Below are 25,013 nucleotides of genomic sequence, written 5' to 3' on the forward strand. Positions count from 1 at the left end.
CAACTTGTCCGCGGTTAAAGTCGGCCTTCATCCAATTTTCGATTCGCGCCAGGATTGGTGTGTCGAACAGGGGAGGTCGGACGATGGACCGGGCGTTGCTGGCAGGTTTTCTTCGCGCGCGTCGTGAGGTGTTGCAGCCGGAGGATGTCGGGCTTCCTCGTGGGCAGCGGCGCCGCACCGGTGGGTTGCGGCGCGAGGAGGTGGCGGCGCTGGCCGGTATGTCGGCCGACTACTACAGCCGGATCGAGCAGCAGCGCGGTCCAGCGCCCTCGGAGCGGATGCTCGTCGCGCTGGCCCGGGCGTTGCGGCTCAGCCTGAGCGAGCGTGACCATCTCTTCGTCCTCGGCGGGATCCCGGCGCCCCGGCGGATCGTACGTGATGACCATGTCGGTCCTACGATGATGCGAATCATTTCCAGCCTCTCGGACGTGCCCGCCATCGTGCTGTCACGGTTCGGTGAGGCGTTGCTGCAGACGCGTCCGGCGGTTGCGCTGCTCGGCGACTTCACCCGGTATGCGGGTCTGTCCCGGTACCTGGTCTACCGCTGGTTCACCCATGACCCGCAGGTCCGCGGCCTGTACCCGGTGGAGGATCACTCGCTGCGGGGCAGGGTTTTCGCCGCGGAGATCCGGGACGCCTACACGGCGGACCCCACGGGGAAGGCCGGTGAGATCGTCGCGGCTCTGCTCGAGGTCAGTTCGGAGTTCGCGGAGATCTGGCGGTTGCACGAGGTGGGGGTGACCCATCACCACGACCTCAAGCGTTACTTGCACCCCGAGCTGGGGGAATTGGAGCTCTACTCCGAGATGCTGGTGGATCCCGAGCAGTGTCAGCAGCTGCTGGTCTTCACCGCCGTGCCCGGTTCCCCGAGCCAGGGCAAGCTCCGGCTCCTGGCCGCTGTCGGTCCCTAGCGGCAGTCGCCGGCCTCTCACCAGGTCTCCTGAACCGTCCTACGGCGAAGCCTTGCCCGCCACACCAGGAACTTCCGGGCACGGCCGCCCCCGCCCGCCTCGACGACGCGACCGGTCTGCCTCCCGCCTACACCGGTCACCTTCTATGGCGGCGACCACCGCGGCTACACCGACTACCCACCCTCCGCACCACAGAGAGCTGAATCATGACCACACTCCTCATCGGCCCATCCGACAAGACCGTCACCATCACCGTCCAGCAGCGGACCCGCACGGCACCCCAGGACGCCTTCCGCATCCTGGTACCCATCGACCTCCCTACCGTCTTCCGCCCGGTGGCCCCGTTCCCCGGCATCAGCAGCGTGAAGAACCAGACCGAGGCCTGGGACCACGCGGGCCCGCGAAGAAACCCGCAGTTCGACGACGGCTCCCAGGCCGACGAAGAACTCACCGAATACGTACCGGGCTCCAGCTTCGCCTACCAGCTGACCGGCTTCACCAACGTCCTCTCCCGCCTCGCGGGCGGTGTTCGGGGCGAGTTCAACGTCAACCCCGACGGTGACGGCACACTCATTCGCTGGACCTACGAGTTCAAGCCGCTGCCCGGCCGCCGCTGGATACTCGCCGGTCCCTTCACCCCGCTCTGGCGCCGCTACATGGTGGCCGCCCTCGACCGGTGCGTCCACGTCATCGAAACACAGGACAACAGCGCGCAGGTGCAGCTCCGGGCCGGGTGACGGCCCGAAGTTCCGCGGCTCCAGCCCGCGGACGAGCCCATCCAACAGACATGTGGCTGGCCACATGATCGGCGGCACGATTTTGGTGGTCGGCCACCTCATTGGTTTCCCCGGATCAACTTACCGAAAGAGACACAGTCATGAAGGCCATCGTTTTCGACACGTTCGGCGGCACCGAGGTCCTGCACGAGGCGCAGACCGAGGTCCCCGAGCCCGGCTCCGGCCAGGTCCGCGTGCGTGTACAGGCTGTCGGCGTCAACCCGGTGGACGGAAAGATCCGCTCCGGGATCATGGAAGCCATTTTTCCCACCACCCTGCCCGCCGTCCCCGGTGGTGAGATCGCCGGGATCGTCGACGCCGTCGGCGAGGGCGTCGAACAGTTGCAGGTGGGCGACGAGGTACTGGGCTGGTCCGACACCGGCGCCTACGCCCAGTACGCGCTCGCCAGTGCGGCCGTTCTCGCCCTCAAGCCGGCCGGTCTGGACTGGACGCACGCGGCCGCCCTGCCGGTGGCGGGTGACGGCGCCGACCGGGTCCTGGACCTGCTCGGCGTCAAGGCCGGCGAGACCCTGCTGATCCACGGCGCGTCCGGCGCGCTCGGCACCGTCGCTGTCCAGCTCGCCGTCGCCCGCGGCGCCCGCGTCATCGGCACCGCCGGTCCGGCCAACCAGGAGTACGTGACCTCGCTCGGCGCCACCGCGCTGGTCTATGGAGAGGGTCTGGTCGAGCGGGTGCGTGCGCTCGCCCCCGACGGCGTGGACGCGGTGCTCGACGCCGCGGGCAAGGGCGCGCTGGAGGACTCCATCACCCTGCGCGGCGGCACCGACCGGATCGTCACCACCGCCGACTTCCGCGCCCGCGAACTCGGTGTCGTCTTCGCCGAGGGCCCGGCGCGGCGCTCGGCCGCCCGGCTGGCCGAACTGGCCCGGCAGGCCGCCGACGGCACATTGGCGATCACGGTCGGCGCGACCTACCCGCTCGCCGACGCGGCCAAGGCCCAGCAGGCCAGCGACGCCGGCCACAGCCGCGGAAAGCTCGTCCTCACCGTCGGCTGACCTCCTCCCGCGGGGGCCTGCAACCAGCCGGTCATCTCCCTCTCCAGTCAGACGGTATCCACGCGATATGCGGATACCTCGGGTGCGGCCCCCGCCCTCCCCTGCTCGGCCCACGTCCCCCCTGTGCCCCTCCCCCACCGATGGTGAACGCCCGCTTCACATGATGCGCGGTCGCACGCACACACTCACAGCACCACCGGTCGAGTTCAGGCTGCCACGCGCTGGAGCGAGTAGCGCAGTGCGTCCTCGCAGCCCTTCCCGCCAGGCCCGCCAGGCGGGCCGCCCACGCTCGATCGACCGCTCGCTGACCCGAAGGTCACGGGCGATCACCCCAGTCCTCTCACCGGCCTCAAACCGGGGACCGGCCTGAAGGCCTCGCGGGCGAGGAGCACAAGAGAGGTCCGTCACGACAGACAGTCCAGGCTCCCCAGCCGCGGCCCTGAGACCGCCTGCACACAGGATGAAGAACCCCAGCCGATGCGCGGCTGGGGTTCCTCGGTGCGGTGAGTATCGGTCAGCAGGTGCAGCTGTCTACGCCTTAGACAGCTCGTCTACGCGTCGGCGCACCGCACCCCGTCGCGATCACCGTGGATCAGGCGGGTCAGCGCTGCAGAGTGAGCAGGCCCGGCCGGTACGGCAGGCTCGGGTAGTCGGTGCCCGCCGGTGTGTTGGTGGGGAGGCCCTGGTAGAGGAACTGCAGGTTGCAGGGATCGATGGTCTTGGTCTGGTCGGGGTTGTTGCGGACCAGGTCACCGTGGCTGACGCCCTTGGCCCAGGTGGAACCGCTGTTGGCCTGGCCCGCGAAGGGGCTGCTCTCGCTGCCGGCCTGGACGGTCCACGGACCGTTCAGGCTGGAGGCGGTGAACGAGCGGAAGTAGCGGTTCGTACCCTGCGCCTCAACGATCATGAGGTACTGGTTCTGGCCCTGGACCTTGTAGACCTCCGGCGCCTCGAACAGAAGGTCCGTCGTGTCGCTCATGACCGTCGTGTACGAGGAGCCGAAGCTGCTGGGGAAGTTCCCGAGCGGCATGCTGGCCCGGTAGATCTTTCCGTTGTCAGCGGCGAAGAACAGGTACATGTTCTGGTCATCGGCGATCATGGTCGGGTCGATCGGGGCGTCCTTCTGGCCCTGGGGGCCGGCGGGGAGGCTGCCGGTGAACAGCGGCTGCGAGGCGGACCAGCCGTTGGGGTTGGTGGGGTCGCTGGACGTGCGGTAGTAGAGCGGCCACTGACTCCACTGGGACACCATCACCCAGACGTTCTTGGGCGCGAAGTAGAACACTTCGGGCGCCACCGCGGGATCGTTCATTTTGGTCTGGGTGGCCGTCGCCATGTCCGACCAGTTCGTGAAGGGACTGAACCCCGTCGAGCCCCACGACGTCCCGTTGGAGGTCGTGCCGTAGACCAGGTGCTTGCCGTTGTACGTGGTGGTGCTGAAGTCCTTCAACGCGACCTGCCCGTTCGCCGGCTCCGCCAGCGGACCCGTCGATGTCCAGCGGTAGGTCGACGGAAGAGCGCACGGGCCGGTGCCGACGTCGGCGACGGGGACGAGCTGCCACTGCTGGTTGCTGCCGCCCCAGTCGGCGTACTGGACGATCTTGCCGCCGTCGGCGGTGGAGGCGCTCTGGACCTCGAGGGCCTTGCTGCTGTGGCGGTTCAGGAGGCGGACGTAGCCGCCGGCGGAGTCGGCGAGGCGGAACTGCTGGTTGGTCGCGTTGAGGTCGCGCCACTGGACGACGTCGGCGCCGTCGGCCGAGGACCAGTTGTAGTCGTCCAGGACCTTGCCGGAGTTACGGTTCTGCAGGCGGTAGTAGCCGCTGCCGGAGTCCAGGAAGCGCCACTGCTGGGCTTCGTTGCCGGAGCGGGTCCACTGGACGAGGGGCGAACCGTCGGCGGTGGCGAAGTTGTAGTCGTCCAGCGCCTTGCCGCTGTTGCGGTTCACCAGCACGTACCACTTGCCTGTGTCGACCGAGGCAGCCGAGGCGGATGACGGGTTCACCATCGCCAGGAAGCCGGCCACGAAGACCATCGAGAGCAGGGCGGCCATCCGCGGCAGCCATCCTCGCCGTGTCGAGGTTCGTGGAGCTGTACCGAGAGCGTTCATCTGCATCCTCCTGGGGGCGACTCGGGCGGGGGTCGGTCCTTCTCGGTGCGTGCGAACCGGGCGCGGCATGTCCGAGGCGGCGGCAAGACGTGACCCCTGCGGGGTGGGAGCACCGGGTCTCCGGCGCTTTGTTAGCGCTAACAACTTGGGTCGAACGTTCGGCGTGTTGCGGGGACGAAACCATGGGACATGAGTGGCCGTCAAGTACCGTGCCGCAAGCTGACCGTTACTGAAACGTCATCAGAAGCCGATCCTGTCAGCGTTGTTGACGACCACTGATGTGAGCGCTCACACTTTTCGGCGCGGGCAGCCGTTACCCCTTGCCGAGTTCCGCTTCGAGCACGGCGAACTGGGATCAGTAACGGTCGGGGAGTTGGCCGGGCCTGTGGAACGCAAGGCCTCCATGCCGCCCTCGCGCCAGGCACGGCCCAGTCGCCCCGCTCCCCCAGGGCCTGCGAGGGGCCGAGGCGCTGCGGTCCCGCGTACTCAGGGGAGGAGCGTCACTGCCGGGAAGGCTGGGGACGGCCCGTCGAGCAGTTCCCCCCGACGGTGGCGCAGGTGCTTGTCGAAGAACGCGAGGGGGTACGCCTGCTGGATCTTCACCGCCTGATCGGGATCGAGGGTGCCGATCACCTCCTGGAGCTTCTGCGCGCTCCATCCGAACAGCTTCGCCACCTGGGGGAACAGCGCCTCGTTGTCACCGTACGAGACGTGGTCGGCGCCCTCGGCCTGAATGTTCAGCCGCCAGCCCCTCAGGTGCGACCAGAATGCGGCGGCCTCGGGATCCGTGGCCCGGGTGAACGCGGCGGACATCATCATGAACGGCCGGTCCAAGTCGCCGGTCAGTGGCGGGTTCATCTGCATCGGCCCGTCGAGGCTCAGCCCGGCCCGGATGCGCTCGTCCGCGAGCGTGGCGCAGGCGGTGGCCGTCCCGCCCTTCGACCATCCGAACGCGCCCAGGCGCCTCGGGTCGAGGGAGCCGAGCAGCCCGGCCGGCAGCCCCCGCTGGTCGACGTCCGGATTGCACCCGGCGGCGAGCTGCTCGACGCAGTCGAGGACGAAGCGCAGGTCAGCGGCGAAGTCCCCGGGCAGTGTCGGCGCCTGCCCGTCACGGAGCGGGACGGCGACCCGGCCGTTGGGGAACTCGGTGTACGTGTCGTACTGGTGGGCTACCGTCACCACCGCGTATCCGTGGCTGGCGAGCTCCTGGACCATGACGGTGTGGTCGCCCTGGTGGCTGCCCGCGCCGTGGGAGAACACCACGACGGGCAGCCCTCGGCCCGACCGCCGTACCGGAGCGCCCACGTGGCCGGCAGTGAGCGGCCCCCGGGAGGCCAGAGCGCTGAACCCCACGTCGGCGAGGAACGCCTGAAATGCGCCGTCCGGCATCCAGGGTGCCACCGGATACCCCTCGACGTCCCGGGCGGGGTACCAGACGGTTGCCATCAGTTCGCGGAAGTGCCCGGGGCCCGCGATGTCGTCCGGACGCGACCGGTCGACGAGGTGCAGCTGGACCGTGCCCAGCGGGTGCGGCCCGGTCGGCACGGGCAGCGTGAGGCGCGTCGCGGCGGGGGCGGCCGCGGCCCGGTCGGCCCACGCGGGGCCGGCCACGGCGGCAAGCGGCACGGCGGCCAGCGCGGCTCCCAGTATGCGGCGGCGCGTCATGCCCTTACGGCTGATGAAGGGGGTGGCGGTCATGGGCTCTCCCTGGTGGCGGATCGTCAAGCGTGCCGCGACGGTACGTCCGTGGGCACAGGGGAACGCTGTCACGTGCCCCTCCTGCGCAGCATCGGCCCACCGGTTGATCACTCGCGCGGTCATCGGCCCACGGGTTTACACCCGGGGGCCGATGCGGTCGGCGGCGCCGTCCGGTTGCGAGGCCATCCCGATCACCTCGGGCTCGCGGTCCAGCTGGATCAACCGGTCCCGCTCCCGCCACGCCACCCGGGAAAGAACCGAGGCGCAAGGCCTCCCGCGCGGACCTCGACGCGCTGGTCGCGAAGTCGACGTAAGCCATGATCTCGGTCAGCTGGGCAAGGCGCGGGCGGCACGGTGGTCGTCATTCGTGATGCTCCCGATCGTGGGGTGATGAGGAGGAAGACGGATCCTGACTGCCCTCGGCCGGTACTTCCCTCAGGCGGTGAGGACTTGCAGCGCGGCGGCGTGCACACCCGGCGCGGCGGCGAGGTAGCTCTCGCAGGCCAGTTCCCACGGTTTGCCCTCGATGTCGGTCACGACTCCTCCGGCCTCCTGGACCAGCAGCACACCTGCCGCGTGGGACCGGACGTTGTCGAACTGCCAGTGGAGGTCCATGCGGCCCGCGGCGACCTGGGCGAGCTGGTGGGTCACCGGTACGGAGACCCGCACATGAAGGGCGGCGTTTGTCATCGCGGTGAAGGCGGAGCCCATCCGCTGCGCGAGCTCGGGGTCGTGGCCGGGCTGGGCCTGGCCGGTCCCGGTCAATGCGCTGTCCAGCGACGTCTTGGCCGAAACCCGCAGCCGTACACCGTTGAGGAATGCCCCGCCGCCCTCGGTCGCGGTGAACATCTCGTCGAGGACCGGGAAGTAGACCACCGCCAGCACCGGGCGGCCGTCACGGACGAGGCTCACGCCGATGTTCCAGTCGGGCATGCCGTGCACGGCGTTGACGTTGCCGCCGACCGGGTCGATGAGCCACCACTCGCCCGTGGCCAGTGCTCCCGATCCGTGCTCGTCGTCCAGCCAGACCGCGTCCGGCAGAGCCTCGGTCAGCGCGGGGCGCAACGTGTCGACGACGGCTGCGTCATTGGCCTGGAGGCTCGCGAGCAGTTCGGGGAGCGCGGATTGGCGGGACTCGGTGGAATAGCGCGTCATCATCCGGGCGCCTGCGCGGCGGACGGCGGCGACGGTGGCGGCAAGCAGTTCCTGGCTCATGGGATGCTCCTGGAGTTGATTGAAGTGGATCTGTGTCTTGTGAGGATTTACTTGTATGCAATTGGACTTGAATCTGCTGACCGTGCTGGACGCCCTGCTCGAAGAGGGCAGTGTGATGGGCGCGGCCGAGCGGCTGCACCTGTCTTCGCCTGCGGTCAGCCGCACGCTGGGCCGGCTTCGCGCCGTCACCGGGGACGACATCCTGGTGCGCACCGGCCACTCGATGGCTCCCACCCCGTACGCGGTGTCGGTCCGGGAGGACGTTCACCGTCTGGTCAGGCAAGCACACGAAGTGCTCTCCCCGGTCCGTGAGCTGGATCTGGCCGGGATGCAGCGCACCTTCACGATCCAGTGTCACGACGCGGTGGCCGCGGCACTGGTACCGGTACTGGTCGGGAGGATCCAGCAGCGGGCGGGCGGGGTGCAGCTGCGGGTGCTGGCGGAGAACCCCGTCGACACCGACGACCTGCGACACGGCCGTGTGGATCTGGAACTCGGCGGCGGCAGGCCCAGTCTGCCCGAGTTCCGGTCCGAGCCGCTCGGTGACGATCGGCTCGTCGTGGCGATGCGCGCGGACCACCCTTGTGCCGCCGGACTCGACCTGGCCTCCTACGCGGCGCAGCCGCATGTGGTGATCTCCCGGCGTGGCCGCCTCACCGCGCCGATCGACGACGTGCTGGCCGCCGAGGGCCTGCGGCGCCGGGTGGTCGCGGCGGTGGCGACGGTGTCCACCGCCCTGCAGATCGCCGCCCGTGGCGATGCGCTGGTCACCTGCACGGCGCTCCTCGGTCGGCCGCTCATCGAGGCGTTCGGGCTCCTCGCCCTGCCCCTGCCGATCGAGTCCCCGGCGGCGACGATCAACTGCAACTGGCACCAGCGCTACGATTCCGACCCCGCCCACGCCTGGCTGCGTGAGCAGGTCCGGGCGTCGCTCGAGGAGATCACCGCCTGCTGACCCCTGCGCCCACGCCGCCTGCCGACCACTTCGCCTATTCCGCCAGTGGCAGGGCCACGGCTCCGGGAAAGCCAGGCGCCTCGGCTTCGTCGAGCATCGCCGCCGCGACGGTTTCCCGGCTGACCTTCGCCGCGAGGTCCAAGGGAGGCGCGGCCTCCAGGCCGACCGTGCGCCGACGGGGGCTTTCCAGCCCGTCGGTGAGCATCCCGGCGTGGAAGACGGTGCCTCCGGCCGCGAGAACGGTGTTGTCGGCTGCGACCTTGTCCGCGAGCCGGTCGCCCAGCACCTTGGCGAGCATGCCCGCGGCCTCTCCCGCCACTTCGGCCGACTGGCCCGTGCCGTAGGCACCGAGCCAGATGACGCGCCGCGGGCCGGCGGCGACGACGGCCCGGGCGCCGGTCAGGAGTGTCCCGGCCCGGTCCGTGCCGAGCGCGGAGAGGACCACGGAATCCCCGTCCACGACGGCGGCGATACCGGCGGCGTCGTTCACGTCGCCCGCCACTTTGCGCAGGTTCGGGGAGTCGGGCAGGGCGATCCGCTTGGGATCACGCGCGATGGCGGTCACGGTGTGGCCACGTCGCAGGGCCTGTCGGGTGAGGGCGATTCCGGTCTGGCCGGATGCCGCGAGGACGGTGAGGTTCATGCCGAGAACGCTAGGGAACCCATCCCTTAACATCAAGTGCATGTATCTGACTTGATAAGTTACCCAGACGCAATTGAGCCGGACGGGGGGCGGAGCCCACTGCGTGGGCACCTGTGGGGCATGCGGGATGAACACCGATATCTGCCACGGGAATTCGCTGATCGTGTCGGCAGGCGGTGTGATCTCGGAGGCCGCCCGGGCCGGGCCGCCGAGACCCAGAGCAGTCGAACCCGGTTGTCAGCGTCCATCACCACCCCTCGGGGTGACGTCGGAAAAGGCTTCAGCCATCCGCCGGGAGCGCCGTACCGAGCTCCACGACGCGTTCGTCTCCCTCACCTGCGGCCTCATCCGCTGGCGACGCCTCAACGAACCGGCCGCGTCATCGTGTTACGAGTTCCAGCCGCCCGGACGGGCGGAAACAGCTCTTCTCGGGGTGCAAGATCTGATTCCGGTCGTCCTCCTGGACGTGGCCGCGGGCGGGCTGAAATGATCTCGCGCTGCACTCATCTCACTCCACCTGCGCGAAGGCCACAACGTGTTGACGCCACATCAGCCCCGTACGTCCCCTTCCTTCCGGCATACCGGCTGGGTCGCCGCGCTCGCGGTGGCGGTCCTCGCCATACCGGTACTCGGCACCCCGGCAAGCGCCGCGGCTCCGGGAGACCCGGCCACCGCGTCCTCTTTCAACCTCAAGTCCGGGCCGGACCTGAGCGGCGAGGTGGCCGCTCTGAAGGCAGCTTTGCCCACGCATGGAGTCCAGCCTCTGCTCGACCAGGGCAACCGGATCGCGAGGACCGGCGCGTCGTGCACCGCGGACCCCTTCGGCACGGGTGACGACGGCGCGGTACTCACTGCGGCCAGGAAGCTCTGCTGGGACGGGGGCGACGCCGACACCGAAGAATGGATCCCGCAGGGCATCACGGGTGTTTCGGACGCCCAGGCCGACGAGCTGTGGGGAAGTCGCAAGCCGCTGGTCACCGCCTGGTACGACAAGGCGAGCGCCGGCCTGTGCGCGACGGATCCCGGCACCTGCCCCGACAAGGGCGTCCGACTGTCCTTCCTGGACCCGGACACGCCGGTGACAGGTGCCCCCGACGGTCGCCGCTACCGCCATGTACTGCTGGCCGAGCCCTACTTCAATTCCTACGGCCACGCCTCCTACAAGGCGATCGACCTCCACGCCGGAGGCATCGCCTGGTACAAGAACTACCTCTACGTCGCGGACACGATGAACGGTCTGCGGGTCTTCGACATGCGCTCCATCCTGGATCTCAACCCCGACCAGAACGCCTCGGTGGACGACACCACGCTCGACGGCCTGAAGAGCAACGTCACGGACGAGAGCAAGATCGGCCGCCAGAGCAACGTCTATTACAGCCACACCTACCGGTACGTGATGCCGCAGGTGGCGTCATACAAGTTCGTCGCCGCCCAGGGCAACTCCGCGGCGGGGACCTGCGTAGCCACGGGCGCCCCCAAGGCTTCGTACATCTCCATCGACCGCAGTGCCGTCGCGGCTCCGGCACTGATCATGGGCGAGTACTGCAATTCGGACACCGCCAACCCGCAGAAGGGGCGCGTCGGGGCGCTTCCCGTCGATGACGCCACGGGCCTGCTCAAAACGACCACCGGGACGGTCACCGCGACTTCGGCGTTCTACCTGCCGCGGGATCTGACCCAAGGCGCCGCCCGGTACAACGGCATGTACTACTTCAACCGCAGCTACCTCGACCACAGCGGAAGCCTGCGCCGGGCCACCGTCACCGGCGGACGTCTGGTGGACTACGGGAACAACATCTCCAACGCCGTGGGCCCCGAGGACCTGTACATCGAGCACGGCCAGGGCGTGTTGGGCGGCGGCACCCAGTACCTCTGGTCGCTGACGGAGCACCGCGCGGACGGTACGGCGGGCTGCACCGACGCAGGCTCTCCGTGCGGACGGGTGATCTACGCGCACCGGCTGAGTGACGTCCTGGCCCGTCCGTAGCGGCTGCGACTTCGGTGGGCCGCACCCACCCCCTGGAACACCCGAAGGGCATATACGACGCGCCAACGCGCCGTGCTCGCGGCCGGGTGTCCGGGCCGGCTCCGGGCTCGGCGGGGCGGGGAGCGGCCTCTCGACGGCCTCGGAATCCCCCCGGGGAACGAGCAGTTGACCCCCTTTGGTAGGGTGCGCCGATGTCATCGGTCAAGAAGTTCCAAGTCACCTTCGACTGCGCGGAACCTGAGCGTCTCGCTCGCTGCTGGTGCGAGGTGTTGGGGTACGTCGTCCCGCCGCCACCGGAAGGGTTTGCCACTTGGGACGATTTCAAGCACTCGTTGCCGCCTGAGCAGCAGGACGCATGGTTTGCCTGTATTGATCCCTCAGGTGTGGGACCGCGACTGTACTTCCAGCGCGTCCCCGAAGGGAAGGCCGCCAAGAACCGACTGCATCTTGACGTGCGGGTCGGCACCGGACTCGTGGGGGAAGAACGCCTCGCCGCACTTGAGGCCGAGTGCGCACGACTGGTCCCGCTCGGCGCGGTGCACGTGCAGACGCTGTATGACGGCCATGATGCGTGCATCCCGATGCAGGACATCGAGGGCAACGAGTTCTGTCTCGATTGAACGGCCTCCGGGCCGCCGGGGTAAGAGACCGCCGTCTGACGCGACGGCCGGCCGCTGCGCCGGGCGGCCGAGCGATTCCAGGTCTTACTCGCCACCGGCCGAGGCGTGCCCGTCCTGGCGGACGCATTCGATGAGGTAGTCGCCGGTGCGGGGGTCGATGGTGACACCGTGTGCTTCGCTGTGGAAGCCGGGGAAGGCGCGGTCGAATGCCTCCAGTGCTCCGAGGTAGCGCAGGACCGGGCCGTCGGGGGTTCCGAGTGCTTCCCCGGGCATCAGGACGGGGATTCCGGGCGGGGTGACGGTGACCATGGCGGCGGCCACCCTGCCGGCGGCTTCGGCGAGGGGAAGTCGTTCGGTTCCTCCGCGGATCAGCTGCTGGTAGCAGGCCTGGGGCGGGACGACCGGTTCGGGCAGGTCCTGGAAGGCGGTGTCCAGCGCGTCGATCAGTTCGGCCCGGGTGAGGTGTTCGTGCATCTCCTGGCACAGCGTGCGCAGGGTCGTGCCGCTGTAGCGCTGCGGGTGGCGTTCGACCAGGTGGGGCAGTACTTGCCGCAGCGGGGTGTCGGCGTCGTGGAGGGCTTTGAAGTCCATGAGGGCGTCCATCAGGGTGCCCCATTTGCCTTTGGTGATGCCCATGGAGAAGAGGACGAGCGTCGTGTAGGTGTCGGTCTTTTCCACGACGATGCCCCGGTGGGCGAGGTAGGCGGTGAGGATGCGTGCGGGAATGCCCCACGAGTCGGATTCCCCGCGGGCGTTGACGCCGGGGCAGGTCAGCGTCACCTTGATGGGGTCCAGCAGGCACTGCCCCTTGCTCAGTCCGGGGAAACCGTGCCACTGCGCGTCGGGGTCGAGCTCCCAGCAGCGGGGGTCGCTGGCCAGGAGCGCCGGGGAGGCGTCGGCGAAGGGGAGGGTGGTCCCGTCGGCGGGGTCGGTGACGGTGTCGGGCTGCCAGACGCCGAAGAACCACGGCAGCCGGTCTCCGGCCTCCGCGATCCGGCGCCCGGTGCGGACGACGGCCTGCCGGAACCGGATCGCTTCGGTGACCGCCTCGTTGACCAGCCACTCTCCTTGTGGACCGTCCATCATCGCGGCAGCCACGTCCAGGGAGGCGAGCACCGGGTACAGGGCTGAAGTCGTGCCGTGCATCATGAACGCCTCGTTGAACCGGTGGTGCTCGACCGGCGCCCTGGGCGAGGACTTCACGTGCACCATGGCACTCTGCGACAGGGCGGCCAGCAGCTTGTGCGTGGACTGGGTGGCGAAGACCGTGGGGCGTTCCGCACCCTCGAACGTGTCCGGGCCCACGGCCATGCCGTACCGGCCGGCGTAAAGGGGGTGGAAGCGGGCGTAGGCGAACCAGGCTTCGTCGAAATGCAGACGAGGAGTGCTGGGGGCCAGGGCACGCGCGGTCTGCACGGTGTCATAGCACAAACCGTCGTAGGTCGAGTTGGTGATCACCGCGTACTGGGCGTGGGGGGACACCGCCTCTGGGGTCAGCGGGTGGGCTGCGATCCTGGCGGCCACCGCGGCGGGCAGGGTTTCACTGGCGGGCAGAGGTCCGGCGAGGCCGTATCCGTTGCGGGTCGGGACGAGGTAGACCGGGCGGGCACCGGAGATCACCAGTCCGTGCAGCACCGACTTGTGACAGTTGCGGTCCACCAGCGCGATCTCGTCGGCGGTGACGCAGTAGTGGCCCACCATACGGTCGGCCGTGGAGTCACCATGCAGCACGAAGTAGGTCCGGTCGGCACCGAAGACGCGTGCCGCGTTGCGCTCGGCGTCCCCGATGGGACCACTGTGCTCGAAGAGGGAACCCAGCTCCTCCACCGAGATCGACAGGTCGGTGCGGAAGAGCCGCTCACCGTAGTAGTCGAAAAACGCCCGGCCCACGGGGGACTTCAAGAACGCCACCCCGCCGGAGTGCGCCGGTGTGTGCCAGGAGTACTCGTGGGCGTCGTCGAAGCGTCGCAGCGCTTTGAAGAACGGCGGCAGGACGGATTCGCCGTAGGCGCGTGCCGCATTGAAGACACGGCCGGCGATGAAGGACGGCGTGTCCTCCAGGGGCCAGATGTAACCGACGGCGGTCTCGGCCACCCACAGGGGCAATCGATCCAGTCCGTGGTCGGACTCATCGCTCATCACGACGAAGACGGGCAGCGCCGTGAACCGGCCGGTGATCTGCCGCAGGACTGCCCCTCCCCCGGCGTCGGCGTCTGCGTCCCTCTCGGACGGCAAGTCCCAGGCGACGACCGCGGCCGTCAGGCCCGCCTCGGTACGCAAGGCGGCGCAGGCCCCCTCGACCGTCCGCGCCCAGCGCACTTCCAGCCCGCGGTTCTCCAGCTCCTTGCCGATCCGCCGCAACTGGTCACCGGCGACGCCCCCGCTCAAGGGGTCCTCACGCAGGGCCAACAGGACACTACCGTTCGACATGACGCTCCCTACCCGCGGCGGCTCCAGCTGACACGCCAAGTGTCGAGTGCACGTGCCACCGACCAGACCGGAAACCGGCACCATCACCCATACGAGGGTCGCCACACCTGCAGGGCCATGCCGCGAATCTCTCCGCGTCTCCCCGCCCTGTGGTGGGAGTTGACACCAAGGGGCTGCGGAGCCGGATCCGGGCCCCCGACGCAGCACGGTGAGAGCTGGTCGCCGACGAAAGGCACGGCAAGCGGGCGCAGCGGACGATGTACCGGACGCACCTGCGCGAAGGTGGTGCGCCGGCCGACTGATGGGACGCCCCGGTGGCGTTCGGGGCGCGGGCCGAGCCGGCGACCGTGGTCCTGCACCTCAGTGACCCTCCTCGCACCCGTGAACCCTCGTGCGCACGGGAGGTCTCGCGCGCCGGACGGCAGATTCTGGAAGTCTCGCGAAATCCCCTTGCTCAATGGTCAAGGATCGTTGACCATTGCTCACATGGATACCGATGATCTTCCCGAGACGTTTCACGTCACCACTGACGAGCAGCTGCGCGCCGTCTCCAATCTCACCCGTCACCGGATCATGGCCGTGCTCCGCTTCGAGCCGGCGACGATCACGCAGATCGCCGAGCGGGTTGGCCTCGCGAAGGGGAGTTCCAGCTATCACGTGCGGCTGCTGGAGCGGGCCGGCCTGGTGAAGGTGGTACGGACACGGAAGGTCCGGGGGGTCACCGAGCGGTACTACGCGATGGCCGCGCGGGCGATCGCGCTGCCGGACCCGGGCGAAGGCGGCCCGGATGTGCTGATGCGGCATGCGGTGGCGGATCTGGAGGCGTCGCCGGCGGATGGCGTGCGACACGTGCGGATGGCGCACCTGCGGCTGACCGAGGAGCAGTTCGCGCAGCTGGGGGCGCGGTTGCAGGCTCTGGCGGACGAGTACCGGGAGCTGTCCGATCCGTCGCTGCCGGACGCGTCTCTCGTCTTCGCGCTGTTCCGGCCGGCGCCACGCGAGCAGGCGGACGGGGACTCCAAGTGAACCAAGGGGCCAGGAAGCTGCCGCCCGGATTCGGACGGCTGTGGACCGCACAGACGATCTCCTCGCTCGGTGACGGGGTGACGCATGCCGCGCTGCCGCTGCTCGCGTTGACGTTGACGCGGGATCCGATGGCGCTCGCCGTCGTCACGGCCGCAGGGACGCTGCCGTGGCTACTCTTCGGGGTGCTCGGCGGTGCGCTGGTGGACCGCTGGGACCGCCGGCGCACGATGTGGCTCGCGGACACGGTTCGTGCGGTGCTGCTCGGGATATCCGCAGGAGCCGCCGTGCTCGACGTGCTGAGCATTCCACTGCTCGCGGCCGTCGCCTTCCTGCTCGGCCTCGGCGGACTCTTCTTCGATACGGCCGCCACGGCCTACCTGCCGGATCTGCTGGGCCGCGACCCCGCACTCCTGGAGCGCGCCAACTCCCGTCTGCGCGTCGCGCAGACCGCCATGTCCGGCTTCGCGGGGCCGCCTGCGGGCAGTGTGCTGCTCGCACTCGGGCGGGCGGTTCCGCTGCTCGCCGACGCGCTGTCGTTCATGCTCTCCGCACTGCTCGTACGTGCGCTGCCCGCCATGCCCCGGCCCGTGCCGGTGGTCCGCGAGTCGCTGCTTCGGCAGGCGCGGGCGGGGGCCTCGTACGTCTTCCGGAACCGGTTGCTGCTCGGACTCGCGCTCCGTCCGGCGGTCGGGAACGTCGCCTTCCTCGCTGTGGAGACCGTCCTCGCCCTCTTCGCGCACGACCGCCTCGGCATCGACACCTATGGCTTCGGCCTGCTCCTCACGGCGGAGGCCACCGGCGGCCTGCTCGGTGCAGGCATCGCCTCCTACCTCGGCCGACGACTCGGCACCGGCACCGCACTGACCTGCACAGCCGCTGTCGAAGGGCTTGCCATCCTGGGCCTGGCAGCTGCCCCGAACCCGTACGTGGCCGGGCTGGCGCTCGCCGTCTGCGGGGCCGGCATGGGCGCCACGATGGTGCTCGGGCCCTCCCTCCGGCAGGCGATCGTCCCGGCCCACCTCATGGGGCGGGTCGCCTCCACCTCCCGCATGCTGGCCATGTGCGCCGCCCCCGTCGGGGCCTTCCTCGGCGGCTGGCTGGCCACCGCCTACGACATCCGCACCCCGCTCTACGCCGCCGCCGTCCTCCTCCTGGCGATGACGGCCGTCACGGCATCCATGACCGGCAACCGCCGGGTCGAAGCGGCGCTGCGTGCCGCCTCCCCGGCCGGCGGTCCAGATCACCCGGCATCCAAGGACCCCGCCCAGGAGAACGCATCCGACGTGTTGTGACGCCCGCCGCGAAGGCGTCACAACACGTCGGGAGCCGGGCCCCCGCGGTGCGCAATGAGGGGCCCAGGCCGGTCGGGGCGCGCCGGCGGTCGATCCTCGTCGTCCTCCTCGGCGTCCGGGTCCCGGAAGGGGCGCGGGCCCTGGCCGGGGCCGCCGGCTTGGATGGGAACAGGCGCAGCGTCCCAGAAAGCCAAACTCCGGTTGATGTGCCGCGTAGAGCGGGGAGAGTCGGGTGACGTCTGCGTCCTCGGTACCGTGGCCCTCGGCACGGAGCCGGGCAACGGCGGCATCGTCGGGGAAGCATGGAAAAGCGGGGCCGGCACGCCGCGGCTGACCGTCTTCATGGGAGCGGCCACCTGCGCCGCACTCCCCCTCGGTGATGGCGCCTGGCTCGCGGGTCTGCTGTGGCGGTGCTGAGGCGCGATCCGGATTTTGAGGAGTCCGGCGGTCCGAGGATGTCGAGAACGTGCCACCGGCTCCGTCCCGGGGACATCAGCGGCCACCACCGGCCGCACGAGGAAGAAGGAGAAGCCAGCATGGCGATTCAGCGGATGGACAACGTCGGCATCGTCGTCGAGGACATGGATGCCGCCATCGCGTTCTTCGTGGAACTCGGTATGGAGCTGGAGGGCAGGGCTGAGGTCGAGGGACTCGTCGCCGACCAGTGCACCGGACTCGACGGCGTCCGTTGTGACATCGCGATGGTCCGGACCCCGGACGGTCACAGCCGGCTCGAACTGGCGAAGTACCGCAGCCCCGCGGTCATCAGCGCCGGGCCGCGCAACCGGCCGCACAACATCCTGGGCACGCACCGCGTGATGTTCGCCGTCGACGACCTCGAGGACACCGTTGCCCGCCTGCGCCCTCACGGCGCCGAACTCGTCGGCGAGATCGCGCGGTTCGAGGACAGCTATCTGCTCTGCTATGTCCGCGGCCCGGAGGGCATCATCGTCGGACTGGCCGAGCAACTGCACTGAGAAGGCGGAGAAAGAGTCGCGGGTGCCGGTGGAGCGGGAGTCGCGGGTGCCTGTGGAGCGGGAGTCGCGGAGTCCCTCGGAGCGGGCGCCGCGGATGTCTGCGGGACCGGCGGCTGGCATGCGGTCCGGGTGTCGTCTTCCTCCGTGCGCGGCCAGTACCGTCCTTCGAGGGCCTCGGCGCTGCGGTTGAGCCGGACCAGGACGTCCTCCAGCTCCCGTACTTCCTCAGGGGACCAGTCGGCGACCACCCGGGCCAGGCAGGACCGGTTGACCTCGCGGTCTTCGGCGAGCCGGCGCCCGCCTTCAACGGTGATGCACAGCTTGCGGGCCATACCGCCCTCCGGGTCCGCGACGCGCTCGGCCAGTCCGCAGCGCAGCAGCGCGGCCGTCTGGCGGTTCACGGTCGAGGTGTCGAGTCCGAAGGCCTCCGACAACTGCCCGATGGACATGGGGCCTTGCGTGTCGATCCGACTGAGCAGCAGGTACGCCGACCGCTCCAGGCGCTCGGGGTCGCGCTCGCGCCGGGCGAGCACCTGGTGCCGCGAGAGCAGCATCAGCTCCCGCTCTAGTTTCTCCAGCACTGCGCCTCCCGCTCCTTCCGGCCGCTCCTTCCGGCGCTCCATTATCGCCGACCCGTGGACCGGAGGACCTCTGGCGGGGTCTGCGGACCGCTCCACGCGAGGGCCGGCCAGGCCGGGCCGCGACGGGCGCGGCAATATGCATGATACACAGCGTGTGTATCATGCACTTCTGCTAGCACCCCGACGAGCCACAGCCTCAACCCGGAGGAACCACATGACCGTCGCCGAGCCCACCGCCTCCCGCGCGGCCGAGATCCTGTCCCAGCCCGTCAGGCTGAACGGCCTGACCGTTCCCAACCGCATCGTGATGGCTCCGATGACGCGGATGTTCTCCCCCGGCGGCGTGCCCGGTGAGGACGTGCAGGCGTACTACGCCAGCCGGGCCGCCGCGGGTGTGGGCCTGATCGTCACCGAGGGCACCTACGTCGATCACGAGTCCGCCGGAAACAGCGACCGGGTGCCGAGGTTCCACGGCGAGGAGCAGCTGGCGGGGTGGGAAAAGGTCGCCGCGGCCGTGCACGAGGCGGGCGGCACGATCGTGCCTCAGCTGTGGCACATAGGCATGGTGCGCAAGCAGGGCGAGGCACCGTACGCCGACGCGCCCGCCGTCGGCCCCTCCGGCATCCGCGTCGACGGCACCGAGGGGGCCGGCAAGGCGATGACCCGTGCCGACCTCGACGACGTCATCGGCGCGTTCGCCGACGCCGCCGCGGAGGCCGAGCGGATCGGCTTCGACGGCGTCGAACTGCACGGTGCCCACGGCTACCTGCTCGACCAGTTCCTGTGGGAGCGGACCAACCGCCGCACCGACGCCTACGGCGGCAACGCGGTGGCCCGTACGAAGTTCGCCGCGGAGATCGTGGCCGCCGTCCGCGAGCGCGTCCCGGCCGACTTCCCGGTGATCTTCCGCTACTCGCAGTGGAAGCAGGAGGCCTACGACGGCCGGCTCGCGCAGACCCCGGAGGAGCTGGAGGCGATTCTGGCCCCGCTGGCGGCGGCGGGCGTCGACGCGTTCCACGCCTCCACCCGGCGCTACTGGCTCCCGGAGTTCGAGGGCTCGGACCTGAACCTGGCGGGCTGGACCAAGAAGCTCACCGGCCGGCCGACCATCACCGTCGGCTCGGTCGGCCTCGACGGCGACTTCATCCGCGCCTTCGCCGGCGAGGGAGCGGCGCTCGGCGATATCGACAACCTCCTGGACCGAATGGAACGCGACGAGTTCGACATGGTCGCCGTCGGCCGGGCGCTGCTCCAGGACCCGCAGTGGGCGGCGAAGGTCCTCGGCAACCGCTTCGACGAGCTGAAGCCGTACGACGCGGCGGCGCTCAGGTCGCTCAGCCGGTAGCCGGTAGCCGGTAGCCGGTAGCTGGAAACCGTCCGGACGGCCGGTCCGCGAAACGCCCCGTGACATCGGTCCGCCGATGTCACGGGGCGTTCGCGCTCCGGTCAAGGAACGCAAGGAACGCAGGGAACGCAAGGAAACGGAAACGCAGCCCTGCACGCTGGCGGGTATCCGACCTGGCATGCGGACCGGCCGCGCCCACCCCGTGCGCCGCGGCAGGACGGCAGATCGGCAGAGCGGACCGGAGGGACACGGACCGCAAGACGGACTCGGACCGCAGGAGGCCTCGGCGGAGGGGGCGGCAGCGTGGTCCGCCCGACGATGGTGAAGAATCACCGGCACAAGGGCAGTACGTTGCGGGGGTAGGGACCGATCATGACTGATGTCAAAGTGCGCAGACGTACCACGCCCGTTATCCAGACCGCCGCGGCCAGTCTGGGCGGTTACGACCATGTGGATGCGGTCGCCGTGGACCTCCCTGCGGGCACCAGCGCCATCGAGTTCACCCGCATGGTCTTCACCGGAACACCCGAGTGGGTACACAGACTGCTCGCCGTGCGCGACGCCGTATTCGCGCCCTTCGGACTCCAATCACAAAACCGCGTCCCAACGGAAGACATCCGGATCGAGCCCGGCCTCAAGATGGGCCCCTTCCGGCTGCTGATGGTGAGCGAGGAGGAGGTCCTCGGCGGAGACGACGACAAACATCTGGACTTCCGTACGTCCTTCGCCGTGCGCCCCTCTTCCTCGGGCGAAGGGACCGAAGGCGTCTGCACCACGGTCGTCCGCTTCCACCGCCCGGCCGGGCGCCTGTACTTCAAGGCCATCCAGCCGTTGCACCATCTCATCGTCCCCCACGTCGTCGCCGGCGCAGTACGCCCCTGACAGCTGGTGGAGACGGTCGTGGGCGAGCGCGAGACGTGGACGACGGGGAAGTTCGGCACCCCCCGCAGGGGGGCGGGTGCGTACCTCAGGCCATGGGGGCGGGTGCGTACTTCAGGCGCAGGCCCGGCTTGAGAAGCAGGCGCAGGCGCAGGCCCGGCTCGAGAAGGGCGGCCTGGGTCTGCGCGGCCCGGCCTGCGCCCGCTAGCGAGCACCGACACCGGCGCCGGAACCGGCACCGGCACCACAGGGCAACGCCGACAGCAGTGCCGGCACAGCGGACGCAGGCACCGGCGCGGGGGTCCTTCCGGGTCAGGCGCTGCCGTACTTCGGCAGCGTGCACTTCTTCTCGGAGCCCTTCACCAGGCACACCCGAAGGGCCACCGGGGTGTCTTCCTTGAGGTTGCCGGACTCCGAGTCGCAGTACGGGGAGTCGTGGCCGCGCGTGCTGGCGATGCGGTCCGCGCTGAAGCTGAAGGGGATGGGGTTGATGTCGAGCTCGGCCTGGACCCCCCAGCCGTCCTTGTTGCTGTCACAGGCCATGACGGTGTCACCGGACAGGTTGCGGTACGGGTCCGCGGTCCAGTAGCCCTCGCTGCCCGCGCCGTAACCGACGAAGATGTCGGCGGACGCGGAAGCCTGACCCTGCCCGCCGATGACCAGCACTGCGGCCCCTACCGCGATCGTCAGCGCCTTCTTCACCCGAGATGCACGAAGTCCCACAGTTTCCCCATGTTCAGGGCAGGGCGGTCTCACACCGCCCTCCGTTTCCGAATGCCACATGCCCGGACGGCAGCTCAACGCCGTCGGAGCAGCGCCACGATACGACACAAGATCACATCTGGACAACTGGCCGGTAACTTAACGGCCGGCAGCCAAGTCGTCCTGCTTTCAGCGCAGTTGTGCAGTTCACCTGCACGTCCCCCAGCCCGAGACCGAACCTCAGACGCGCAAGCTACGCCGCACGAAGCCTGCGGCTACTCAACACCTCGTCAGACCACGGCACCTGCGGTCAGCCGGCCCATGACCGAACCGCGGGACGTCGTCCACCGCCACGTCCAGGCGAACCCGCTGCAACCTGAGCGGATGCCAGCAACCGCCCAGGCCAACGGCCTTGTCCGCGAGGCCGATCGCGGCCTCGCGGGTACGGGCATCAGCGCGCCTGATGTGATCGCAGAGCTTCTCCTGCACCGGCCCAGGAGCTTCCGGGGCCCATGGGCTTCCCACACCCTCAGTCGTGCCTCGTCAGCCCCAGAAAGGAGAACTCCAGCCGGTTGCGGTCAGTGCCTCGCTACGCGACCGGTTCCAGGTCGCGGGTGGCTGGGGCATGGGGGCCGCCGATGCCAGCGGTGTCGAGTTCGTGCAGCCCCTCGAAGGGGTCTTCGAATTCTTCGCAGCGAGGCCCGTACTCCTCGGAGAGGCACACCCACGTGCCGGGCCAGGACGGGTGGCGGTTGGTGAGGGATTCGCCGCAACGCTCGCAGCCGACGGCGGGCAGGCCATGGGCGCGGAGGATGGCGACGGCTTCGGCGCCTTCGGCGATGCTGCCACCGGTGGAGTGCCAGCTCAGCACCTGGTGGAGGTCGCCAAGGGGGTGGAGCTCGTCGTAGTCCCGCCAAGTGTGGAGGCCGACGGCGGAGACGCGGCGCCGGAAACCGAAGCGGGGGGCGGGGCCGTTGCTGGGCTCCACCACACACTCGATCCCGCTCAGGTCGATGCCTTTCGGCAGCAGGTGCGGCAGCGTGTGAAGGATCGCGGCCGTGGCCGCCTCGGGATCAGTGTGATTGAGGTAGGCGGTGACCAGCGCTTCACGGGCCTGCGAGGCCGGGTACAGGACGACCTCGATGACGGGCTTGCCTTCGACGAGAACGACCCGCTGGACGTAGGCGGTGGATTCCGAGCTGAACACGGCAACGCTCTCGCCGTTGCCGGCGGCCTGGACGGCGGCCGTGACGGTCGGGTAGGCGCTGTAGAAGCGCACCCATTCCGGGAGAGTATCCGGGGACGCCAGGTGTTCGGCGATGTCCGGCGGGACCTCTGTCATGCGATGTTCCTTTCGGGATGCGGGAGCAGACAACTCAGGGTGTACCAGGACGGTGTGGTCGCGGGTCTCCTGTCCGGATTCTGTGCCGTTTTGTTCGCGGAGAACCGAACTTGGGCACATGCAACAGGTCATCGCGGGGCTGCGGCCGGGCTCCGCCGAACCGCGGCACGTGCTCGGCGGGCGCCTCCAGGCGTAGGCGCACGTACCGGATCGGCTTCTGGTAGACGCCATCGCGGTCGATGGAGGTGTCGGCGCTGATCTCCGCGACGAGGCGGGGCTGAACCAGGGCGAGGGTGTGCGGATGCCGCACCACGCCGTACTGTGCGGCATCGCCGAACTCGGCCCCATCGCACAGGCCGATTTGTCACGCACCGTCCGGATCGACCCCAAGGACATGGTCACGGTGCTCAACGAGCTGCAAGCCAGGAAGCTGATCAGCCGCACCCGAGACGCCCGCGACGCCCGCAAGAACGCGCTCGCGCCACTGACCCCGGCCGAACGAAGGCAACTGAGCGCCCTGCTCGCCCGACTGATCGTCACGGAACAGACGTAGAGACGCTCAGGCGCAGACCGTCGGCGTCCCGCCGGGCCACCGCACCGAAGCGGGCCCGCACCTTGCGGCGAAGCCCGAGACGAAGCGCGGCCGAGCGCGCCGTCCGGCCGATGACAGCGTCCGTTCCCAGGGGAAACCTTGTTCAGGCTGCCGGATCGTCGGCCTTCTCGGGCCAGTCGCAGACAGCCACGACCGGGTTGAAGTGAAGCGGTTCCGGACATTTCTTCATGTGCGCCACCCCCCACGCGCAGTGGAAGAAGATGGTCGGGTCGTCCGGGTCCGCCAGGAGGGCGCCATGGGGTTCGCAGGGCGAGCCGTCGGCAAGATCAGCCGCTGGGCCGGCAGGGGCGGTCTGCGCGGACGCGGTGTATGCGGGAAGGCACAGGACGCCGAAGACGAGGACGGCGGTGGCCGCCATCCGGGAAGCCTTGATCATTTTCAAATCCTTGACTCATTCGCAGCAGAACACGCCCGGCGCTCTTCGCCGCAGGGCGACCAGCGCCGGGGCACCTCCCTCCACAACGCGCCCACGCTCCTCCGGGTAACGCCTACGGCCCTACAGCTCGCGCGCAGCCACCGCTCCGCAACAGCTCGCCCAGGCCTCCGCACTCCACCGGCACCCCACCGCGGCCGCCGTCCCCCCAGGCAGATCAAGGGGTGAGGCGCTCCCGAAAGGCAACTTGCTCTGCTCGGGACATTCGTCTTATCGCAGTCTGGTGGGGATCCCATCTGGCTGTGCCCCACTCGCTTCATGGAGGAAAAATGCCCCAGGACATCGCATTCCATCTTCCCTTCCCGAGCGCCCTCAGCCCGGATCTGGAGGATGCGCGGCAGCGCAATCTGTCGTGGGCCACGGGCATCGGTCTGGTCGGGGAGGGCCGGTCGCTGGAGTGGTTTGCCTCGTGGGACATGCCCCGCCTGGCCGCGCTCGGCTACCCCTACGCCCAGGGTCCGGCGCTTGGCCTGTGTGCGGACACGATGGCGTTCTTGTTCGTCTTCGATGACCAGTTCGACGGCGCTCTGGGGCTGGATCCGGGCCGGGCGGCGGCCGTGTGCCAGAAGATGCGCCGGCATCACCGTCCCCCCGGCCGCCTTCCACAGTCCGCAGTTGCGGATCATGCGCCAGGCGGCCATCGACGTCACCTTCATGTGCAACGACGTCTACTCCCTGGAGAAGGAGGAAGCTCGCGGCGACATGGACAACCTCGTCCTCGTCATCGAACACGACCGGCGCTGCACCCGCGACCAGGCCGTCGATCAGGCGCGCGGGGAAGTCCGCCGACGGGTCGAGCGGTTCCTCGAACTCGCCCGGCAGATAACCCGCTTGTCTGCGCAGCTCGACCTGACCGGCCAGGAACGGTCCGCGGTGGACATGTACGTCGAGATCATGAGCGCCTGGATGAGCGGCTACCACGCCTGGCAGACCCAGACCCTCCGCTACACGGGCGCATCCCACATGCTGCCGCATACCGGACCCGGCTACTTCGATCCGCTCCTCGGCGCGTAGCCGCGACTTCCGGAGTCAACGAAATGGTTGTTAAGTGCAATCAGCCATAAACCGGCTGGAAAAGCCCGTCTATGGACGGCCCGCAGCGGGGCGGGGGGCGCCGGAGACCCCGCCGTGTCGGACGGCGGGGGCCAGGGACGGGACCTTGCGCTGAGCGAGGACTACGCGCCGTCGCCGAACCGTTCGTCGGCACTCTCGTATCCAGCCAGGGCCTGGCCCAGGCCGAACCAGGTCGCCGGCCATGTGGCGACGAAGATCCCCCATCGGTCGGCGCGGTCGATGCCCGCCGGTTCCACCTTCATCGACGTCAGCCACGAAGCGACGGACAACCCGATGGTCAGGCAGGCCACCGTGTTGGCGTGCTCGCTCCGCAGGCCCTTGTCGTGCAAAAACTTGACGATCATGACGCTCCTCGATTCGACGCCGGAGCTTCCACCGTCACCCACACACCCGC

The 25,013-nt window shown here is 69.3% G+C and carries 24 protein-coding genes and 3 pseudogenes; 15 read left to right on the plus strand and 12 right to left on the minus strand.

Features of this window, described 5'->3' with window-relative positions; all coding sequences use genetic code 11:
• The first annotated feature begins 83 nt into the window (after positions 1 to 83).
• The 3 genes from AMK16_RS00290 to AMK16_RS00300 all read left to right on the plus strand — a co-directional run bounded on the left by AMK16_RS00290 (position 84) and on the right by AMK16_RS00300 (position 2,703).
• Complete coding sequence (locus AMK16_RS00290) at positions 84 to 911, plus strand: helix-turn-helix transcriptional regulator (protein WP_073906993.1); 828 nt, start codon at positions 84 to 86, stop codon at positions 909 to 911.
• A gap of 206 nt (positions 912 to 1,117) precedes the next feature.
• Positions 1,118 to 1,648, plus strand: coding sequence for an SRPBCC family protein (locus AMK16_RS00295; protein WP_073906996.1), 531 nt, complete (start codon positions 1,118 to 1,120; stop codon positions 1,646 to 1,648).
• A 140-nt stretch (positions 1,649 to 1,788) separates the two neighbouring features.
• Positions 1,789 to 2,703 (plus strand): NADP-dependent oxidoreductase, encoded by a 915-nt coding sequence (locus AMK16_RS00300; RefSeq protein ID WP_073906998.1) that lies wholly within the window; start codon positions 1,789 to 1,791, stop codon positions 2,701 to 2,703.
• A 252-nt stretch (positions 2,704 to 2,955) separates the two neighbouring features.
• Here the strand turns inward: AMK16_RS00300 and AMK16_RS38450 are convergent.
• The 5 genes and pseudogenes from AMK16_RS38450 to AMK16_RS00320 all read right to left on the minus strand — a co-directional run.
• Positions 2,956 to 3,075: pseudogene (locus AMK16_RS38450) on the minus strand (IS630 family transposase); the annotation flags it as partial.
• A gap of 229 nt (positions 3,076 to 3,304) precedes the next feature.
• Entirely contained in the window at positions 3,305 to 4,750 is a 1,446-nt protein-coding gene (locus tag AMK16_RS00305; protein WP_242438485.1) for a non-reducing end alpha-L-arabinofuranosidase family hydrolase, read from the minus strand.
• 373 nt (positions 4,751 to 5,123) lie between these two features.
• A pseudogene (locus tag AMK16_RS38455) lies at positions 5,124 to 5,242 on the minus strand (IS630 family transposase); the annotation flags it as partial.
• Positions 5,243 to 5,293: 51 nt separating this feature from the next.
• Positions 5,294 to 6,505 carry an alpha/beta hydrolase family protein gene (locus tag AMK16_RS00315; protein ID WP_073907003.1) on the minus strand — a complete coding sequence of 404 codons (1,212 nt, stop codon included), beginning with the start codon at positions 6,503 to 6,505 and terminating at the stop codon, positions 5,294 to 5,296.
• A gap of 435 nt (positions 6,506 to 6,940) precedes the next feature.
• Positions 6,941 to 7,720: an inositol monophosphatase family protein gene (locus tag AMK16_RS00320; protein ID WP_073907005.1), complete on the minus strand. Its 780-nt coding sequence runs from the start codon at positions 7,718 to 7,720 to the stop codon at positions 6,941 to 6,943.
• A 55-nt stretch (positions 7,721 to 7,775) separates the two neighbouring features.
• Between AMK16_RS00320 and AMK16_RS00325 the strand changes: the two genes are divergently transcribed.
• On the plus strand, positions 7,776 to 8,675 hold the full coding sequence (locus AMK16_RS00325) for a LysR family transcriptional regulator (protein WP_073907007.1): 900 nt from the start codon (positions 7,776 to 7,778) through the stop codon (positions 8,673 to 8,675).
• A gap of 34 nt (positions 8,676 to 8,709) precedes the next feature.
• Here the strand turns inward: AMK16_RS00325 and AMK16_RS00330 are convergent, their stop codons facing one another.
• The gene (locus AMK16_RS00330; RefSeq protein WP_073907010.1) at positions 8,710 to 9,318 is read right to left on the minus strand and encodes an NAD(P)-dependent oxidoreductase; all 609 of its coding nucleotides are present in this window, start codon (positions 9,316 to 9,318) and stop codon (positions 8,710 to 8,712) included.
• Positions 9,319 to 9,445: 127 nt separating this feature from the next.
• Between AMK16_RS00330 and AMK16_RS35645 the strand changes: the two genes are divergently transcribed.
• From AMK16_RS35645 to AMK16_RS00345, 3 genes are all read left to right on the plus strand, one after another.
• Positions 9,446 to 9,808 carry a hypothetical protein gene (locus tag AMK16_RS35645; RefSeq protein ID WP_143196766.1) on the plus strand — a complete coding sequence of 121 codons (363 nt, stop codon included), beginning with the start codon at positions 9,446 to 9,448 and terminating at the stop codon, positions 9,806 to 9,808.
• Between the two features lie 45 nt (positions 9,809 to 9,853).
• Entirely contained in the window at positions 9,854 to 11,305 is a 1,452-nt protein-coding gene (locus AMK16_RS00340; RefSeq protein ID WP_143196767.1) for a hypothetical protein, read from the plus strand.
• 191 nt (positions 11,306 to 11,496) lie between these two features.
• On the plus strand, positions 11,497 to 11,925 hold the full coding sequence (locus AMK16_RS00345; protein ID WP_073907015.1) for a VOC family protein: 429 nt from the start codon (positions 11,497 to 11,499) through the stop codon (positions 11,923 to 11,925).
• A gap of 84 nt (positions 11,926 to 12,009) precedes the next feature.
• On the opposite strand, the gene AMK16_RS00350 is transcribed toward AMK16_RS00345, so the two are convergent.
• A complete protein-coding gene (locus AMK16_RS00350) occupies positions 12,010 to 14,355 on the minus strand; it encodes an Orn/Lys/Arg decarboxylase N-terminal domain-containing protein (protein WP_073907017.1) in 2,346 nt (781 codons plus the stop codon).
• A gap of 486 nt (positions 14,356 to 14,841) precedes the next feature.
• On the opposite strand from AMK16_RS00350, the gene AMK16_RS00355 reads away from it, so the two are divergent.
• The 4 genes from AMK16_RS00355 (at position 14,842) to AMK16_RS00365 (ending at position 17,650) form a co-directional block, all read left to right on the plus strand.
• Positions 14,842 to 15,381, plus strand: coding sequence for an ArsR/SmtB family transcription factor (locus AMK16_RS00355; RefSeq protein ID WP_073907020.1), 540 nt, complete (start codon positions 14,842 to 14,844; stop codon positions 15,379 to 15,381).
• A gap of 17 nt (positions 15,382 to 15,398) precedes the next feature.
• Positions 15,399 to 16,673 (plus strand): MFS transporter, encoded by a 1,275-nt coding sequence (locus AMK16_RS00360; RefSeq protein ID WP_073910024.1) that lies wholly within the window; start codon positions 15,399 to 15,401, stop codon positions 16,671 to 16,673.
• Between the two features lie 204 nt (positions 16,674 to 16,877).
• The gene (locus tag AMK16_RS35650) at positions 16,878 to 17,090 is read left to right on the plus strand and encodes a hypothetical protein (RefSeq protein WP_143196768.1); all 213 of its coding nucleotides are present in this window, start codon (positions 16,878 to 16,880) and stop codon (positions 17,088 to 17,090) included.
• A 119-nt stretch (positions 17,091 to 17,209) separates the two neighbouring features.
• On the plus strand, positions 17,210 to 17,650 hold the full coding sequence (locus AMK16_RS00365) for a VOC family protein (protein WP_073907023.1): 441 nt from the start codon (positions 17,210 to 17,212) through the stop codon (positions 17,648 to 17,650).
• Between the two features lie 146 nt (positions 17,651 to 17,796).
• Here AMK16_RS00365 and AMK16_RS00370 read toward each other — a convergent pair.
• Positions 17,797 to 18,273, minus strand: a pseudogene (locus tag AMK16_RS00370) (MarR family winged helix-turn-helix transcriptional regulator); the annotation flags it as partial.
• A 172-nt stretch (positions 18,274 to 18,445) separates the two neighbouring features.
• On the opposite strand from AMK16_RS00370, the gene AMK16_RS00375 reads away from it, so the two are divergent.
• Together AMK16_RS00375 and AMK16_RS00380 are read left to right on the plus strand one after the other, a co-directional pair.
• A complete protein-coding gene (locus tag AMK16_RS00375; protein WP_073907025.1) occupies positions 18,446 to 19,576 on the plus strand; it encodes an NADH:flavin oxidoreductase in 1,131 nt (376 codons plus the stop codon).
• Positions 19,577 to 19,948: 372 nt separating this feature from the next.
• Positions 19,949 to 20,458, plus strand: a complete 510-nt coding sequence (locus tag AMK16_RS00380) for a DUF2867 domain-containing protein (RefSeq protein WP_073907028.1) — start codon at positions 19,949 to 19,951, stop codon at positions 20,456 to 20,458.
• A 309-nt stretch (positions 20,459 to 20,767) separates the two neighbouring features.
• Here the strand turns inward: AMK16_RS00380 and AMK16_RS00385 are convergent, their stop codons facing one another.
• Both AMK16_RS00385 and AMK16_RS00395 read right to left on the minus strand, forming a co-directional pair.
• The gene (locus AMK16_RS00385; RefSeq protein WP_073907031.1) at positions 20,768 to 21,157 is read right to left on the minus strand and encodes a hypothetical protein; all 390 of its coding nucleotides are present in this window, start codon (positions 21,155 to 21,157) and stop codon (positions 20,768 to 20,770) included.
• Between the two features lie 589 nt (positions 21,158 to 21,746).
• Positions 21,747 to 22,499, minus strand: a complete 753-nt coding sequence (locus tag AMK16_RS00395; protein WP_073907037.1) for a hypothetical protein — start codon at positions 22,497 to 22,499, stop codon at positions 21,747 to 21,749.
• 301 nt (positions 22,500 to 22,800) lie between these two features.
• Between AMK16_RS00395 and AMK16_RS00400 the strand changes: the two genes are divergently transcribed.
• Positions 22,801 to 23,052 (plus strand): MarR family transcriptional regulator, encoded by a 252-nt coding sequence (locus AMK16_RS00400; RefSeq protein WP_073907039.1) that lies wholly within the window; start codon positions 22,801 to 22,803, stop codon positions 23,050 to 23,052.
• Positions 23,053 to 23,194: 142 nt separating this feature from the next.
• Here the strand turns inward: AMK16_RS00400 and AMK16_RS00405 are convergent, their stop codons facing one another.
• A complete protein-coding gene (locus tag AMK16_RS00405; protein ID WP_073907042.1) occupies positions 23,195 to 23,488 on the minus strand; it encodes a carbohydrate-binding module family 14 protein in 294 nt (97 codons plus the stop codon).
• Between the two features lie 564 nt (positions 23,489 to 24,052).
• Here AMK16_RS00405 and AMK16_RS00410 point away from each other — a divergent pair.
• Positions 24,053 to 24,559 carry a terpene synthase family protein gene (locus AMK16_RS00410; RefSeq protein WP_242438486.1) on the plus strand — a complete coding sequence of 169 codons (507 nt, stop codon included), beginning with the start codon at positions 24,053 to 24,055 and terminating at the stop codon, positions 24,557 to 24,559.
• Positions 24,560 to 24,720: 161 nt separating this feature from the next.
• Here AMK16_RS00410 and AMK16_RS00415 read toward each other — a convergent pair whose 3' ends face one another.
• A complete protein-coding gene (locus AMK16_RS00415) occupies positions 24,721 to 24,963 on the minus strand; it encodes a hypothetical protein (protein WP_073907044.1) in 243 nt (80 codons plus the stop codon).
• Positions 24,964 to 25,013: the final 50 nt, after the last annotated feature.

This window comes from Streptomyces sp. CB00455, from assembly GCF_001905445.1.
GTDB lineage: Bacteria > Actinomycetota > Actinomycetes > Streptomycetales > Streptomycetaceae > Streptomyces.